Here is a 14,991-nt window from a genome sequence, read left to right as displayed (position 1 = left end):
CACTCCCGGGAAGGGCTGGTCGGTCGCGGTCCAGCCTGCTGTGCCCCGCACCCGCGGGCCCGCCGTGTTGCTGCACACGGCCCAATGGCCCGGCCTCTCCACGGGGGAGAGGCCGGGCCGCCGGTCAGCGCTTGCCCTTCTTCGGCTCCGCCAGGCCCGCGCGCCGCAGCGCGTCGGCCATCGCGCTGTTCGCCGGAGGCGGCGCCTGGCGCGCGGTGTTGCCGCCACCGCCGCCGCGTCCCTGGCGCTGCTGCGGCGGACGCCCGCCGCGCTGCTGACGGCGCTCACCGCCGCCGCCCGCCTGGCCCTGGGCGGCGGCCTCGTCGTCCAGGCGCAGCGTCAGCGAGATCCGCTTGCGCGGGATGTCGATGTCGAGGACCTTGACCTTCACGATGTCACCCGGCTTGACGACGTCGCGCGGGTCCTTGACGAACGTCTTCGACATCGCGGAGACGTGCACCAGGCCGTCCTGGTGGACACCGACGTCGACGAAGGCGCCGAAGGCGGCGACATTGGTGACGACGCCCTCCAGGACCATCCCCGACGACAGGTCGGAGATCTTCTCGACGCCCTCCTTGAAGGTGGCCGTCTTGAACGCGGGCCGCGGGTCGCGCCCGGGCTTCTCCAGTTCCTTGAGGATGTCGGTCACGGTCGGCAGACCGAACGTCTCGTCCACGAACTCCTGCGGCCTGAGGGAGCGCAGCACACCGGTGTTCCCGATGAGGGACGCCACGTCCTGGCCGGAGGTCTTCACCATCCGCCGGACCACCGGGTAGGCCTCCGGGTGCACGCTGGAGGCGTCCAGCGGGTCGGCGCCGCCCCGGATCCGCAGGAAGCCCGCGCACTGCTCGTACGCCTTGGGGCCGAGCCGGGGGACCTTCTTCAGCTCGGAGCGGGAGGCGAAGGGACCGTTGGCGTCGCGGTGCGCCACGATGTTCTCGGCGAGTCCGGAGGTGATGCCGGAGACCCGGGAAAGCAGGGGGGCGGACGCGGTGTTCACGTCGACGCCGACGCCGTTCACACAGTCCTCCACCACCGCGTCCAGGGAGCGCGACAGCTTCACCTCGGACAGGTCGTGCTGGTACTGGCCGACGCCGATCGACTTCGGGTCGATCTTCACCAGCTCGGCCAGGGGGTCCTGGAGGCGGCGGGCGATGGAGACGGCGCCGCGCAGCGACACGTCCATGTCGGGCAGCTCCTGCGAGGCGAACGCGGAGGCCGAGTACACGGAGGCGCCGGCCTCGGACACCATCACCTTGGTGAGCTTCAACTCGGGGTGCTTGGTGATGAGTTCGCCCGCGAGCTTGTCGGTCTCGCGGGAGGCGGTGCCGTTGCCGATGGCGATCAGCTCGACCGCGTGCTCCTTGGCGAGCCGGGCCAGCCTGGCGATCGCCTCGTCCCACTTGTTGGCCGGGACGTGCGGGTGGATGACGTCGGTGGCGACGACCTTGCCGGTCGCGTCGACCACGGCCACCTTCACGCCCGTACGGAAACCGGGGTCCAGGCCGAGCGTCGCGCGCGTGCCGGCCGGCGCGGCGAGCAGCAGGTCCCGCAGGTTCGCGGCGAAGACGTCGACCGCCTCGTCCTCGGCTGCCGTGCGCAGCCGCAGCCGCATGTCGATGCCCAGGTGCACCAGGAGCCGGGTCCGCCAGGCCCAGCGGACGGTGTCCTTCAGCCACTTGTCGCCGGGCCGGCCGCGGTCGGCGATCCCGAACCGGGCGGCGACGATGCCCTCGTACGAGGACGGCCCGTCCGTCGGCTCCTCCGGCTCCAGGACGAGGTCGAGGACCTCCTCCTTCTCGCCGCGCAGCATGGCCAGGGTCCGGTGCGAGGGCAGCGCGGTGAACGGCTCGGCGAAGTCGAAGTAGTCGGCGAACTTGGCGCCCGCCTCCTCCTTGCCCTCGCGCACCTTGGCGACCAGCCGCCCGCGCACCCACATGCGCTCCCGGAGTTCGCCGATCAGGTCGGCGTCCTCGGAGAACCGCTCGGTGAGGATCGCCCGGGCGCCGTCGAGGGCGGCCTGCGGATCGGCCACGCCCTTGTCGGCGTCGACGAACGCGGCGGCCGCGGCCAGGGGCTCGACACCCGGGTCCCCGAGCAGCCCGTCGGCGAGCGCCTCCAGGCCCGCCTCGCGCGCGATCTGCGCCTTGGTCCGCCGCTTGGGCTTGAAGGGCAGATAGATGTCCTCCAGGCGCGCCTTGGTCTCGGCGCCCAGGATCCGCGCCTCCAGCTCGTCGGTGAGCTTGCCCTGCTCACGCACGGACTCCAGGATCGCCGTCCGGCGCTCCTCCAGCTCCCGCAGGTAGCGCAGCCGCTCCTCGAGCGTGCGCAACTGCGCATCGTCGAGCATCTCGGTCGCTTCCTTGCGGTAGCGGGCGATGAAGGGCACCGTCGAACCGCCGTCGAGCAGTTCCACGGCGGCCTTCACCTGCCGCTCCCGCACGCCGAGTTCCTCGGCGATCCTGCTTTCGATGGACCCTGCTGCCTTGGACCCGCTGGATCCGGGTGTCGTCACGATCCCGTACCGCCTTCTCACTGAGGTTGCGCGGCAATTGTGGCAGGTGACACCGACAATTGGGGATCAGGGCGGGGCCGGGTCAGGCCCTGCGGCCCCGCGCGCTGCCGGACGCGCCGCCGAAGAGCCGGGCGAGCGCCCGGAAGGGCAGGGTCACGACGGTGGCGATGGCGCCACCGATCTGGCGAAGAACGTCTGCAATAGCGCGGAACACAAGCTTCCCCTTTCCTCTGCGGCCACGTCGGCCGTGGGGGATCGGGTACCTCGTGCGCTCTCGATCATGCGTGTGGTGCGATCACGCCTTGCCGATCAGGTCGGCGGGGAAGGCGCCCGCGGCCAGTGCGGTACGGACGAAACCGCCGCCCAGCTCCGTCAGCCGGGCCACGCCCTGCGCGCCCAAGTGCTCGTAGGGGGCCCGGTCCAGGCGGTCCGTCTCGCGCTCGACGCGGTCGCGCAGGGCGACGCCCTCCTCGGTCAGTTCGTCCGAGTCGTCGAGCAGGCCACGCGCGCGCAGGCGGGCGCAGGCCGCGTCCCACTCGTCCTGGTTCCAGCCGCGCGTGGCGAGCTGCCACTTCGGGGTGAAGCCCCGGCCGGTCGCGGTGTGCGTCACCAGCGCCTCCAGGCCGTCGAGCTCCGCGGCCACCAGCGCGACGAGATGCCCGTCGCCCCGGTGCTCGCGCAGCAGCGTGGCGGCATGGAAGTACGCCATGTGCGGCTCCTCGGGGACCGGCAGGTCCGCGTGGGCGGCGTACAGCGGCCGGGCGTGGCGCGAGCAGGCCTCGGTGGCGCGCAGCGCCAGCTCCGCCGCCTCGGCCAGCTCCGCGGAGGCGATGATCTCCGCGCCGAGCAGCCGGCGCAGCATGGCGTCGACGGCACGCGCGCGTGCGGCGAGCACCTGCTCCGGGGCGGCGGTCCGCCAGACGGCGGGGACGTGCCGGGCCACGGCCTCGTACTTGTAGTTGTAGAAGGTCGCCGCGACCGTCCCTGGCCCGACGGCGCCGAGGGCGGCGGACCGCACCGCGAAGTTCACGGCCTTGGGGTGGGTGATCCCCAGGGCGCCCGCTTCCTCGCCCAGCTCGGGTGCGAAGTAGTGCATGGAGTGCAGCGTGTTGAGGGCGTTGTGGCAGCGGCGGCCCGCGCGCGGGTCCAGGGCGGCTGTAGTCATGCCCGGCAGGTTACCGACCGCTTGGTATCCCAGGTCCAGAGGGTGACCGCAGGTGGCAGGAAAGGTGGGGAACTCGTCATTGCGGCCGTGAGCGCACCCGCGAAGAATCGTGGGCATGGCGCAGCGAACGGTTCTCCTGGTCCTCTTCGACGGTGTGCAGAGCCTCGACGTCACCGGCCCGCTGGAGGTCTTCACGGGCGCGGAGCACCAGGCGCCGGGCACCTACCGCATCCGTACGGCCTCCCTGGACGGCGGCCCCGTCCGCACCTCCAGCGGCCTGACCCTCGTACCGGACACCTCCTTCGCGGACGCGCCCGGCCCGCACACCCTTCTCGTCCCGGGCGGCCAGGGCACCCGGGCTCCCGACCCGCGGCTGACCGCCTGGCTGCGCGAGCACGGACCGCGCGCCGAACGCCTCGTCTCCGTGTGCACCGGGGCCATCCTGCTCGCCGAGGCCGGACTGCTGGACGGCCGCCGGGCGACGACCCACTGGGCGTACTGCGCCAAGCTCGCCCGCGACCACCCGGCGATCGACGTCGACCCCGACCCCATCTACGTCCGTGACGGACCGGTCGCCACCTCGGCCGGCGTCACCGCGGGCATCGACCTCGCACTCGCCCTGGTCGAGGAGGACCTCGGCCGGGACACCGCCCTGACCGTCGCCCGCCACCTGGTCGTCTTCCTGCGCCGGCCGGGCAACCAGGCCCAGTTCAGCGCTCAGCTCGCCGCCCAGACAGCCCGCCGTGAACCGCTCCGGGACGTCCAGCAGTGGATCAGCGAGCACCCGGCCGAGGACCTGGCCGTCGAGGCGCTCGCCGCCCGCGCGGGGCTCTCCCCGCGCCACTTCGCCCGGGCCTTCCGCGCCGAGACCGGCACCACCCCCGGCCGCTATGTCGACCGGGTCCGCCTGGAACACGCCCGCCGCCTCCTGGAGGACACCGCCGCGGGCGTCGAGGAGATCAGCCGAGCCAGCGGCTACGGCACCCCCGAGGCCATGCGCCGGGCCTTCCTGAAGGCCCTCGGCACGGCCCCGGCGGAGTACCGCCGCCGCTTCCGACCCGCACCCGCGTACTGACGCCGACGAAAGGCCCCCGATGCAGATCGCCATCGTCCTCTTCGACCGCTTCACCGCCCTCGACGCCGTGGGCCCCTACGAGACCCTCGGCCGCCTGCCCGACGCGGAGACCGTCTTCGTGGCCGAGCGGACCGGTCCCGTCCGCAGTGACACCGGGAAGCTCGCGCTCACCGCCGACCGGACCCTCGCCGAGGTGCCGGGCCCGGACATCGTGATCGTGCCGGGCGGCCCCGGCCAGACCCCGCAGATGGAGAACACGGCGCTGCTGGACTGGCTGCGCGCCGCCGACGCCACCAGTACCTGGACGACGTCCGTGTGCACCGGCTCCCTGCTGCTGGCCGCGGCGGGGCTGCTGCGGGGGCGCCGGGCGACCTCCCACTGGCTGGCCCTGGACCACCTGAAGCGGTTCGGCGCCGAGCCCACCGGGGAGCGGGTCGTCTTCGACGGCAAGTACGTCACCGCCGCCGGTGTCTCCTCCGGCATCGACATGGGCCTGACCCTGCTCGGGCGCATCGCGGGAGACGAACACGCCCAGGCCGTACAGCTGCTCACGGAGTACGACCCGCAGCCGCCCTACGACGCCGGATCGCCCGAGAAGGCGCCCGCGCACCTGGTGGCGGAGTTCCGCGCCACCAGCCGGTTCATCCTGACGTAGGCACGCTCCAGGTGAAGCGCGGCGGCCGGCGCTGGAGGAACGCGGCGACCCCCTCCGTGAGGTCGTCGCTGCCGCGCGCCTGCGCCAGCCAGTGGGCGTCCCGGTCCGGGCGGCCGTCGGCGAACTCCTTGGCCGCCGCCTGCGTCAGCTGCGAGCGGCTGACCAGGATGCGGGTGAACTCGGCCACCCGCTTGTCCAGTTCGCCCGCGGGCAGCACCTCGTCGACGAGTCCCGTGCGCAGCGCCCGCGCGGGGTCGATCAACTCGCCGGAGAACAGCAGGTACTTGGCGGTCGCCGGGCTGGTCAGCGCCACCAGTCGCCGGGTGGAGGAGGCCGGGTAGACGATGCCCAGCTTCGCCGGCGTCACCCCGAACAGCGCCCCCTCCTCGGCGAACCGCAGATCGCAGGCCGCGGCGAGCTGGGTGCCACCGCCCACGCAGTGTCCGCGCACGGCGGCGAGCGTCGGCTTCGGGAACGCCGCGAGCGCGTCCTCGGCGTGCCGGGCGAGGCCCTGCGCCTCCTCGGGCGTGTGCTGGAGCGCGCCGATGTCCGCCCCCGCGCAGAAGGTGCCGCCCGCCCCGGTCAGCACCAGCGCCCGGACCCGCGGATCGGCCGCCAGGGTGTCCAGCAGCGGCGGCAGCGCGGCCCACATCGCCGAGGTCATGGCGTTGCGCTTCTCGGGGTGATGGATGACGACGGTGGCGACCGAGTCGGTGACGCCGTGCAGCAGCTGGGGCTCCATGGGGCGGATGCTATCCGCCGCGTCGGACGGCCGGTCAGGAAGGGCGACGCGCAGCGTTACGACCCAGGGTACGAAGGGGACCCGGAGGCTGCGGACGACGAAGGAGACGCCGATGAGCGAGTCCACCCAGGAGATGCGCCGCGGTTTCGGCCGGCTCACCGTGCTCGGCGTGATCCTCGTCGTCGCCGGTCTGGTCGGCTTGGTCTACACGGCCGCCGCCACGCTGACCTCGATGCTGCTGTTCGGCTGGCTGCTGCTGATCGGCGGCGCCGTCGGCCTGCTGCACGCCGTCCAGGCCCGCGGAACCAACTTCTTCTGGCTCGGGGTGGTGGTCGCGGCGCTGAACATCGCGGCCGGTGTCGTGATCATCACCAAACCGGAGGCGGCGGCCGAGGCGCTGACCATGTTCGCCGCGCTGCTGTTCCTCACCGGCGGGGTGTTCCGGCTGGTGGGCAGCGCGGTGGTGCGCGGACCGCAGTTCGGCTGGACGCTGATCCAGGGCGCCTTCGACCTGCTGCTGGGCATCCTGGTGCTGGCGTCCTGGCCGAGCAGCAGCAAGTACGTCATCGGCACCTTCTTCGCGCTCGCCCTGCTCTTCGACGGGCTCGGGCTCATCGCCACGGGCTACGGCGGCCGGCGTGTGGTGGGGATGGTCTCCGACGCGATGGACGCCGAGGCCAGGGAGTCTGCGAAGTCCGGGACCAAGGAGCCCGGCGCCCCCGCGCCTGACACCCCCGCACCCAGCACCACCAAACCCGTACAACCCGAATAGTTCGTAATGTCGGCACAGGGGGACAGGACCGGTCCCGCACCTGACTTCGTCACGCGTCATCGATCAGAAAGCGCTCGAAAATCGCTGACTTGTGTTCAGTTCCATGGACCGGAGCGGCTCGGAACCAACACTCGACACGTGGCGACAATCGAGTGCGAGGGTGGCGACCGGACGATGGAGAACCATGGGCGCGGGCCGGCCCCACGTCCAACAGAGGACCCACTGCCCTACGAGGGTGTGTGGCGGTTCACCGCCTCGGCCGTCGACGCTTCCGTCCCGCAGGCGCGGCACGCCGTACGGGATCTGCTGTACCGCCAGGGGGTGCCGCTGACGGACGACCAGGTCCACGCCCTGCTGCTGATCGTCTCGGAACTGGTCACCAACGCCGTCCGGCACGCGGCGCTGCTGTCCCCGATGCTCGCCGTGGAGGTCGCCGTCGGTGCCGAGTGGGTGCGGGTGGCCGTGGAGGACAACCACCCCTACCGGCCGACCGCCCTGGAGGCCGACCACGGCCAGACCGGCGGGCGCGGGCTGCTGCTGGTACGGGAGGTCACCCAGGAGGCGGGCGGCGTCTGCGACGTCGAGCACACCGCGAGCGGCGGCAAGGTGATCTGGGCCGCCCTGCCGCTCAAGCCCGCGCACGTGCCTTAGCTCACCAGCCGGCGGACGGGCCCGTCAGCTCCCGGACCGCGGGACGGGCCGCGTCCAGCACGGTCATGAACCACGACGAGAAGGCGTTCCCGGCGTGCCGCTCCGCGAGCTCGGCGGGCGTCACGAAGGCGGTGTCCCCGACCTCCTCCGGGTCGGGGCGCAGCGGGGACTGCACCATGCCCACGAAGAGGTGGTTGTACTCCTGCTCCACCAGGCCCGAGTCCGGGTCGGGGTGGTTGTAGCGGACCGTGCCCGCCTCCGCCATCAGCGACGGCGACACCCCGAGCTCCTCGTACGTGCGGCGGGCCGCCGCCGCGAAGGGCGCCTCGCCGGGGTAGGGGTGGCCGCAGCAGGTGTTGGACCACACCCCGGGGGAGTGGTACTTGCCCAGCGCCCGCTGCTGCAGCAGCAGCCGGCCCCGCTCGTCGAAGAGGAACACGGAGAAGGCGCGGTGCAGCCGTCCCGGGGGCTGGTGGGCGGCGAGCTTCTCCGCGGTGCCGATCGTCACACCGTTCTCGTCGACCAGTTCGAGCAGGATCTCGGCTGCGGTGCCGTTCGGCGAGGCGTGCGTCGCGGCGGCAGGTGTGATCGGCATACCCATCCTTCACATCGGTTGTGCGCCACAAGTGTGCCGCACGAATCCGGCACTCCCGGCAGTTGAGCGTGCCCGGCGCGGCGAACGCGGAACCCTGGCGCCGCCCGGCCGCGGGAGTGAAGACGCCGCCGCGCGCCGGACCGCCGCGCTCCCTCGCGCACCGGATTCAGTGGCAGAGCCGCGCCTCGTGCTCGGCGTGCCCGCTGGGCTCCAGCTGGAAGGTGCAGTGCTCCACGTCGAAGTGGTCGCCCAGGCACCCCTGGAGTTCGTGGAGCATCTTCTCGTGTCCGATCCCGCTGAGCGCCTCGGAGCTGACGACCACGTGCGCGGAGAGCACCGGCATGCCTGAGGTGATGGTCCAGGCGTGCAGGTCGTGCACGTCCTCCACCCCGTCCAGGGCCAGTATGTGGGACCGCACCTCCATCATGTCGACGCCCTTGGGAGCCGCCTCCAGCAGGACGTCGAGGGTCTCGCGCAGCAGCTTCACGGTCCGCGGCACGATCATCAGGCCGATGACGAGCGAGGCGATCGGGTCCGCCGCCTGCCAGCCGGTCGTCAGGATCACCACCGCGGAGATCAGCACCGCCAGCGAGCCGAGCGCGTCGGCGGCCACCTCCAGGAACGCCCCGCGGACGTTCAGGCTCTCCTTCTGGCCGCGCATCAGCAGCGTGAGCGAGATCATGTTCGCGACCAGGCCGATCGCGCCGAACACGATGGTCAGCCCGCCCTCGGTCTCGGCCGGCGTGATGAACCGCTGGATCGCCTCGTACAGGACATAGCTGCCGACGCCGAGCAGCAGCAGGCAATTGGCCAGCGCGGCGAGGATCTCGGCGCGGGCGAAGCCGAAGGTGCGGTTGCCGGTCGCCGGACGGTTCGCGAAGTGGATCGCCAGCAGCGCCATGGCGAGCCCCACCGCGTCGGTCGCCATGTGCGCGGCGTCCGCGACGAGGGCGAGCGAATCGGCGAGCACCCCGCCGACGATCTCGACCACCATCACGGTGAGCGTGATCGACAGCGCGATGCGCAGCCTGCCGCGGTACGCCGCGGTCGCCGTACCGCCGGCGTGACCGCCGTGCGCGTGCCCGTGATCGTGCCCAGCCCCCATGGAGAGCCGCCTCCTGTCATCGCTTCCGGATCACAGTGAACTACGGGTGGGGGGTATCGGGCAACGCGGCACTGAACACCGTTGTCATATGCTCTGACCTGCGGAAACGATCCGCAGGTCAGAGCGCTGGGCGATCAGCCGCGGTGGTGCAGCAGCCAGCCGCGCCAGGCGGAGTCGACCATCTCGCGCACCGAGCGGCGGGCGGTCCAGCCGAGCTCCTCGGCGGCGCGCGCGGCCGAGGCGACCGCCCGGGGCGCGTCCCCGGGGCGGCGGTCCTCGACGACGGGCGGCCGGGCGTCGCCGGTGACCTCGCCGATGACGTCGATCAGCTCGCGCACCGAGACGCCCTCGCCGCGGCCGATGTTGACCGTGAGGTCGCCGCTCAGGCCGGTCAGGCGCCGGGCCGCGGCCAGGTGGGCCTCGGCGAGGTCGGCGACGTGGATGTAGTCGCGGATGCAGGTGCCGTCCGGCGTCGGATAGTCGTCGCCGAAGATCCGGGGCGCCTCGTCGCGGGTGAGCCGGTCGAAGACCATCGGCACGATGTTGAACACCCCGGTGTCGGCGAGCTCGGGCGCGGCTGCGCCGGCCACGTTGAAGTAGCGCAGGCAGACGGTGGATATCCCGTGGGCCCGTCCGGCGGCCCGCACCAGCCACTCGCCGGTGAGCTTCGTCTCGCCGTACGGGTTCACCGGGGCGCACGGGGTGTCCTCGGTGATGAGATCCACATCGGGGTTGCCGTAGACGGCGGCCGAGGAGGAGAAGACCAGCCGCCGGACCCCGGCCTCGGCGACCGCGTCCAGGAGCGTGGCCAGACCGCCCACGTTCTCCCGGTAGTAGCGGGTGGGCCGGTCCACGGACTCGCCGACCTGCTTGCGGGCGGCGAGATGCACCACACCCGTCACCGCGTGCTCCGCGAGCACCCGCCGGAGCAGGTCACCGTCGAGGGACGAGCCCTTGATCAGCGGCACTCCGTCCGGCAGCCGCGCGGGCACCCCGGCCGACAGATCGTCCAGCGCCAGCACGCGCTCCCCGGCGTCGGTCATCGCCCGCGCGACGTGGGCCCCGATGTACCCCGCCCCGCCTGTGATCAGCCATGTCATGGTCGCCCACCCTATGCTCAGCCCCCGCGGCCGAAGGAAATGCGTCACATGTCCGCTCTGGCAGTGCAGTTTGTCGGCCGGGCCCCGTTTCCCCGATGATGATCGCGGCACGGCGTGAGCGAACCACGTCGATCGGGCCGTGAAACGGGCGGTGAACGCCGCGTTCCCGGTATCCGATAGCCTCTGCCGACATGCCGCCCGGGTGTCACGGACCAGGGGCGCCCCACCATGTCAATGACCGGCGCCCGCGCGTCGGCACCCAGGGAGTGAGTTCGGTTGTCGACCGCCATCCTCACCGGCCAGCCGGTGCCCGGATCGCCGATCGAGGGCGACCTGCGCTCCCTCGGCTTCGACGTCCGCACCGCCGCCGACGCCGCGGAGGCCGAGACACTGCTGGCCCAGGTGCCGAGCCGGGAGCGGGTCGCCGTGGTCGACGCCCGCTTCGTCGGCCATGTGCACGCGCTGCGCCTCGGCCTGACCGACCCCCGCTTCCCGCTCGCCGCGATCCCGGGGGCCCTCACGGCCCAGCCCGCCGCCCGCCAGGCCCTGACCCGGGCGCTGGCCCGCGAGAACTCCGCTGCCGGCACCACCCTCGTGGACAGCCTCGCCGACCGGCTCGTCGAGGCGCTCGACACCGACGTGCACCGCCCCGAGCTGGGCAGCCTCGTCGCCGAGGTCCCCGCCGACCCCCAGGTCCGCAACGAGGCACGGCAGGCCGTCGCCGCCGTCGACGACGAGGCCGTACGCCTGAAGTCGGCCGTCAAGGCCCGCGACGGCTTCTTCACCACCTTCTGCATCAGCCCCTACTCGCGCTACCTCGCGCGCTGGTGCGCCCGCCGGGGCCTGACCCCGAACCAGGTCACCACCGCGTCCCTGCTCACCGCGCTCATAGCCGCGGGCTGCGCGGCCACCGGCACCCGCGGTGGCTTCGTCGCGGCCGGTGTGCTGCTGCTGTTCTCCTTCGTGCTGGACTGCACCGACGGCCAGCTCGCCCGCTACTCCCTGCAGTACTCCACGCTCGGCGCCTGGCTGGACGCCACCTTCGACCGAGCCAAGGAGTACGCCTACTACGCCGGCCTCGCGCTCGGAGCCGCCCGGGGCGGCGGCAGTGACGACGTATGGGCGCTCGCCCTCGGCGCGATGGTCCTGCAGACCTGCCGGCACGTCGTGGACTTCTCCTTCAACGAGGCGAATCACGACGCCACCGCCAACACCAGCCCCACCGCAGCCCTCTCCGACAAGCTCGACAGCGTCGGCTGGACGGTCTGGGTGCGCCGCATGATCGTGCTCCCCATCGGCGAGCGCTGGGCGATGATCGCCGTCCTGACCGCACTCACCACCCCGCGGATCACCTTCTACGCCCTGCTCGTCGGGTGCGCCTTCGCGGCGGCCTACACCACGGCGGGCCGCGTGCTTCGCTCCCTGACCCGCAAGGCCGTCCGCACCGACCGGGCCGCCCGGGCGCTGGCCGACCTGGCGGACAGCGGACCGCTGACCGAGCTGCTGCCCGCCAAGATCCTTACCCGGTCGCCCAACGCGCTGGTGGCGGCCCTGATCGGCGCCGTGCTGGTGACGGGCTCGGCTGCGGTGTGGGGGGCCGGCTGGCAGACCGTCCTGGGCGCCGTCGGCTACGTCGTGTGCTCCGCCGCCGCCGTCGGCCGCCCCCTCAAGGGCGCCCTCGACTGGCTCGTCCCCCCGGTCTTCCGGGCCGCCGAATACGGCACCGTCCTCATCCTCGCGGCCAGGAGCGAGGTGAACGGAGCCCTTCCTGCGGCTTTCGGTCTGGTGGCCGCCGTCGCCTACCATCACTACGACACGGTGTACCGCATCCGCGGCAACGCCGGAGCACCCCCGGCCTGGCTGGTGCGCGCCGTCGGGGGGCACGACGGACGGACGCTGGTCGTCACCGTTCTTGCCGCGGTGCTCACCGCCTCGCAGTTCCCGGTCGCACTCACGGCGCTGGCCGTGGCCGTCGCGCTCGTGGTGCTCGTGGAGAGCATCCGCTTCTGGGTCTCCGCTGGAGCCCCTGCCGTACACGATGAAGGAGAACCCGCATGATCGGCCTCGTGCTGGCGGCCGGCGCCGGACGGCGTCTGCGCCCCTACACCGACAGCCTTCCCAAGGCTCTGGTGCCGGTGGGCCCCGCGGGCATAGAAGGCGAACCCACGGTTCTCGACCTCACCCTCGGCAACTTCGCCGAGATCGGTCTCACCGAGGTCGCGATCATCGTCGGCTACCGCAAGGAGGCCGTCTACGAGCGCAAGGCGGCCCTGGAGGCGAAGTACGGCCTCAAGCTGACCCTCATCGACAACGACAAGGCCGAGGAGTGGAACAACGCCTACTCCCTGTGGTGCGGCCGTGACGCCCTCAAGGACGGCGTGATCCTCGCCAACGGCGACACCGTGCACCCCGTCTCCGTCGAGAAGACGCTGCTCGCCGCCCGCGGCGACGGCAAGAAGATCATCCTCGCCCTGGACACCGTGAAGTCGCTCGCGGACGAGGAGATGAAGGTCGTCGTGGACCCCGACAGGGGCGTCACGAAGATCACCAAGCTGATGGACCCGGCCGAGGCCACCGGCGAGTACATCGGCGTCACCCTGATCGAGGGGGACGCCGCCACCGAGCTGGCCGACGCCCTGAAGACGGTCTGGGAGACCGACCCGCAGCAGTTCTACGAGCACGGCTACCAGGAGCTCGTGAACCGCGGCTTCACGATCGACACGGCGCCGATCGGCGACGTTCAGTGGGTGGAGATCGACAACCACGACGATCTCGCCCGGGGACGGGAGATCGCGTGCCTCTACTGACCCGGCTCATCCCCGCGCCGGTCGTCGTCGACATCCGTCCGGGTGCCCTGGACGACCTGGTCGGCGTCCTCGCCGACGAGCGCATCTCCCACTCCGGCAGGCTCGCCATCGCCGTCAGCGGCGGTTCCGGCGCCAAGCTGCGGGAGCGCCTCGCGCCCTCGCTGTCCGGCGCCACCTGGTACGAGGTCGGCGGCGGCACCCTCGACGACGCGGTCCGGCTGGCCAGTGACATAAAGGCCGGCCACTACGACGCGGTCGTCGGCCTCGGCGGCGGCAAGATCATCGACTGCGCCAAGTTCGCCGCTGCACGCGTGGGCCTCCCGCTGGTCGCCGTACCGACGAACCTGGCGCACGACGGCCTGTGCTCGCCGGTCGCCACCCTCGACAATGACGCCGGGCGCGGCTCTTACGGCGTCCCGAACCCGATCGCGGTCGTCATCGACCTCGACGTCATCCGCGAGGCCCCGGTGCGCTTCGTGCGCGCGGGCATCGGGGACGCGATCTCCAACATCTCGGCGATCGCCGACTGGGAACTCGCCAACCGCGTCAAGGGCGAGAAGATCGACGGCCTCGCCGCCGCGATCGCCCGGCAGGCCGGCGAGGCGGTCCTCAGGCACCCCGGCGGCATCGGGGACACGGACTTCCTCCAGGTGCTCGCCGAGGCGCTGGTGCTCAGCGGCATCGCCATGTCGGTGTCGGGCGACTCCCGCCCGTCCTCCGGCGCCTGCCACGAGATCAACCACGCGTTCGACCTGCTCTACCCCAGGCGCGCCGCCGCCCACGGCGAACAGTGCGGACTGGGCGCGGCCTTCGCGATGTTCCTGCGCGGAGCCCACGAAGAGTCCGCCTACATGGCCGAGGTGCTGCGCCGGCACGGGCTCCCGGTGCTGCCGGAGGAGATCGGCTTCACCCCGGACGAGTTCGTCCGGGCCGTGGAGTTCGCCCCGCAGACCCGCCCCGGCCGCTTCACGATCCTCGAACACCTCGACCTGACCACCGAACAGATCAAGGACATGTACACCGACTATGTCAAGGCCATCGGTAGCTGAACTCCGTCCGGTCGTCCACCCCGCGGGGGTGAAGGACCGGCGCAGCGGTGAGCACTGGATGGGGCGCCTCTACATGCGTGAGGTGTCCCTGCGGGTGGACCGCTACCTGGTCAACACCAGGGTGACGCCCAACCAGCTCACGTACCTGATGACCGTCTTCGGTGTGCTCGCGGCCCCGGCACTGCTCGTGCCGGGGATCGCGGGCGCCGTGCTCGGCGTGGTCTGCGTGCAGATGTATCTGCTGCTGGACTGCGTCGACGGCGAGATCGCCCGCTGGAAGAAGCAGTACTCGCTCAACGGCGTCTACCTCGACCGGGTCGGCGCCTACCTCACCGACGCCGCCGTCCTCGTCGGCTTCGGGCTGCGCGCCGCCGACGTGTGGGGCACCGGCCGCATCGACTGGCTGTGGGCCTTCCTCGGCACGCTGGCCGCGCTCGGCGCCATCCTGATCAAGGCCGAGACCGACCTGGTCCAGGTCGCCCGGCACCAGGGCGGGCTGCCGCCGGTCAAGGAGGCCGCCGCCGAGATGCGCTCCTCCGGGATGGCACTGGCCCGCCGCGCCGCCGCCGCCCTGCAGTTCCACCGGCTGATCCTCGGCATCGAGGCGTCGCTGCTGATCCTGGTCCTGGCGATCGTGGACCAGCTGCGCGGCGACCTGTTCTACTCGCGGCTCGGTGTCGCCGTACTCGCCGGCATCGCGCTGGTGCAGACGCTGCTGCACCTGGTGTCCATCCTCGCGTCGAGCAGGCTGAAGTGAGTG

The 14,991-nt window shown here is 72.1% G+C and carries 15 protein-coding genes; 8 read left to right on the top strand and 7 right to left on the bottom strand.

Going from position 1 to position 14,991, the window contains the following annotated elements:
* Positions 1-124 precede the first annotated feature (124 nt).
* From M8H82_RS12560 to M8H82_RS12555, 3 genes are all read right to left on the bottom strand, one after another.
* Positions 125-2,515 carry a Tex family protein gene (locus tag M8H82_RS12560; RefSeq protein WP_250073209.1) on the bottom strand — a complete coding sequence of 797 codons (2,391 nt, stop codon included), beginning with the start codon at positions 2,513-2,515 and terminating at the stop codon, positions 125-127.
* 82 nt (positions 2,516-2,597) lie between these two features.
* Entirely contained in the window at positions 2,598-2,729 is a 132-nt protein-coding gene (locus tag M8H82_RS36435; RefSeq protein WP_256959483.1) for an LPFR motif small protein, read from the bottom strand.
* A gap of 81 nt (positions 2,730-2,810) precedes the next feature.
* Positions 2,811-3,680 carry a hypothetical protein gene (locus M8H82_RS12555; RefSeq protein ID WP_250073208.1) on the bottom strand — a complete coding sequence of 290 codons (870 nt, stop codon included), beginning with the start codon at positions 3,678-3,680 and terminating at the stop codon, positions 2,811-2,813.
* Between the two features lie 115 nt (positions 3,681-3,795).
* Here M8H82_RS12555 and M8H82_RS12550 point away from each other — a divergent pair, with 115 nt between their 5' ends.
* On the top strand, positions 3,796-4,755 hold the full coding sequence (locus M8H82_RS12550; RefSeq protein ID WP_250073207.1) for a GlxA family transcriptional regulator: 960 nt from the start codon (positions 3,796-3,798) through the stop codon (positions 4,753-4,755).
* A 19-nt stretch (positions 4,756-4,774) separates the two neighbouring features.
* The gene (locus M8H82_RS12545) at positions 4,775-5,410 is read left to right on the top strand and encodes a DJ-1/PfpI family protein (RefSeq protein ID WP_250073206.1); all 636 of its coding nucleotides are present in this window, start codon (positions 4,775-4,777) and stop codon (positions 5,408-5,410) included.
* Here M8H82_RS12545 and M8H82_RS12540 read toward each other — a convergent pair.
* Positions 5,397-6,152 carry an enoyl-CoA hydratase/isomerase family protein gene (locus M8H82_RS12540; RefSeq protein WP_250073205.1) on the bottom strand — a complete coding sequence of 252 codons (756 nt, stop codon included), beginning with the start codon at positions 6,150-6,152 and terminating at the stop codon, positions 5,397-5,399. The two genes, M8H82_RS12545 and M8H82_RS12540, sit on opposite strands and share 14 nt — an antisense overlap.
* 112 nt (positions 6,153-6,264) lie before the next feature.
* Here M8H82_RS12540 and M8H82_RS12535 point away from each other — a divergent pair, with 112 nt between their 5' ends.
* The gene (locus M8H82_RS12535) at positions 6,265-6,924 is read left to right on the top strand and encodes an HdeD family acid-resistance protein (RefSeq protein ID WP_250073203.1); all 660 of its coding nucleotides are present in this window, start codon (positions 6,265-6,267) and stop codon (positions 6,922-6,924) included.
* Between the two features lie 174 nt (positions 6,925-7,098).
* Positions 7,099-7,575, top strand: a complete 477-nt coding sequence (locus M8H82_RS12530) for an ATP-binding protein (RefSeq protein WP_250073412.1) — start codon at positions 7,099-7,101, stop codon at positions 7,573-7,575.
* Between the two features lies 1 nt (position 7,576).
* Here M8H82_RS12530 and idi read toward each other — a convergent pair whose 3' ends face one another.
* From idi to galE, 3 genes are all read right to left on the bottom strand, one after another.
* Positions 7,577-8,170: an isopentenyl-diphosphate Delta-isomerase gene (gene idi, locus M8H82_RS12525; protein ID WP_250073201.1), complete on the bottom strand. Its 594-nt coding sequence runs from the start codon at positions 8,168-8,170 to the stop codon at positions 7,577-7,579.
* Positions 8,171-8,336: 166 nt separating this feature from the next.
* Positions 8,337-9,275 carry a cation diffusion facilitator family transporter gene (locus tag M8H82_RS12520; protein ID WP_250073199.1) on the bottom strand — a complete coding sequence of 313 codons (939 nt, stop codon included), beginning with the start codon at positions 9,273-9,275 and terminating at the stop codon, positions 8,337-8,339.
* A gap of 134 nt (positions 9,276-9,409) precedes the next feature.
* Positions 9,410-10,375 (bottom strand): UDP-glucose 4-epimerase GalE, encoded by a 966-nt coding sequence (galE, locus tag M8H82_RS12515; RefSeq protein ID WP_250073197.1) that lies wholly within the window; start codon positions 10,373-10,375, stop codon positions 9,410-9,412.
* 276 nt (positions 10,376-10,651) lie between these two features.
* Between galE and M8H82_RS12510 the strand changes: the two genes are divergently transcribed.
* Genes M8H82_RS12510 through M8H82_RS12495 form a run of 4 tightly spaced genes read left to right on the top strand, consistent with a single transcriptional unit; the run spans position 10,652 to position 14,988 of the window.
* Entirely contained in the window at positions 10,652-12,433 is a 1,782-nt protein-coding gene (locus tag M8H82_RS12510; RefSeq protein WP_250073196.1) for a DUF5941 domain-containing protein, read from the top strand.
* Positions 12,430-13,182: a sugar phosphate nucleotidyltransferase gene (locus M8H82_RS12505; protein ID WP_250073195.1), complete on the top strand. Its 753-nt coding sequence runs from the start codon at positions 12,430-12,432 to the stop codon at positions 13,180-13,182. The genes M8H82_RS12510 and M8H82_RS12505 overlap by 4 nt, the downstream gene beginning before the upstream one ends.
* Positions 13,170-14,231 (top strand): iron-containing alcohol dehydrogenase family protein, encoded by a 1,062-nt coding sequence (locus M8H82_RS12500; RefSeq protein WP_250073194.1) that lies wholly within the window; start codon positions 13,170-13,172, stop codon positions 14,229-14,231. The genes M8H82_RS12505 and M8H82_RS12500 overlap by 13 nt, the downstream gene beginning before the upstream one ends.
* Positions 14,209-14,988 (top strand): CDP-alcohol phosphatidyltransferase family protein, encoded by a 780-nt coding sequence (locus M8H82_RS12495; protein WP_250073193.1) that lies wholly within the window; start codon positions 14,209-14,211, stop codon positions 14,986-14,988. Before M8H82_RS12500 ends, M8H82_RS12495 begins: the two co-directional genes overlap by 23 nt.
* The last annotated feature ends 3 nt before the right edge of the window (positions 14,989-14,991 follow it).

Source organism: Streptomyces sp. YS415 (genome assembly GCF_023544665.1).
Taxonomy (GTDB): Bacteria; Actinomycetota; Actinomycetes; order Streptomycetales; family Streptomycetaceae; genus Streptomyces.
The sequence above is the reverse complement of the archived record's forward strand: the minus strand, read 5'-3'. Positions and strand labels throughout refer to the sequence as shown.

Bases quoted from the DNA above. Each gene is read 5' to 3' on its own strand.
- M8H82_RS12530 (WP_250073412.1), top strand. From the start codon at position 7,099: ATGGAGAACCATGGGCGCGGGCCGGCCCCACGTCCAACAGAGGACCCA.
- idi (WP_250073201.1), bottom strand. From the start codon at position 8,170: ATGCCGATCACACCTGCCGCCGCGACGCACGCCTCGCCGAACGGCACC.
- M8H82_RS12550 (WP_250073207.1), top strand. From the start codon at position 3,796: ATGGCGCAGCGAACGGTTCTCCTGGTCCTCTTCGACGGTGTGCAGAGC.
- M8H82_RS12545 (WP_250073206.1), top strand. From the start codon at position 4,775: ATGCAGATCGCCATCGTCCTCTTCGACCGCTTCACCGCCCTCGACGCC.
- galE (WP_250073197.1), bottom strand. From the start codon at position 10,375: ATGACATGGCTGATCACAGGCGGGGCGGGGTACATCGGGGCCCACGTC.
- M8H82_RS12505 (WP_250073195.1), top strand. From the start codon at position 12,430: ATGATCGGCCTCGTGCTGGCGGCCGGCGCCGGACGGCGTCTGCGCCCC.
- M8H82_RS12535 (WP_250073203.1), top strand. From the start codon at position 6,265: ATGAGCGAGTCCACCCAGGAGATGCGCCGCGGTTTCGGCCGGCTCACC.
- M8H82_RS12495 (WP_250073193.1), top strand. From the start codon at position 14,209: ATGTCAAGGCCATCGGTAGCTGAACTCCGTCCGGTCGTCCACCCCGCG.
- M8H82_RS12520 (WP_250073199.1), bottom strand. From the start codon at position 9,275: ATGGGGGCTGGGCACGATCACGGGCACGCGCACGGCGGTCACGCCGGC.
- M8H82_RS12555 (WP_250073208.1), bottom strand. From the start codon at position 3,680: ATGACTACAGCCGCCCTGGACCCGCGCGCGGGCCGCCGCTGCCACAAC.
- M8H82_RS12540 (WP_250073205.1), bottom strand. From the start codon at position 6,152: ATGGAGCCCCAGCTGCTGCACGGCGTCACCGACTCGGTCGCCACCGTC.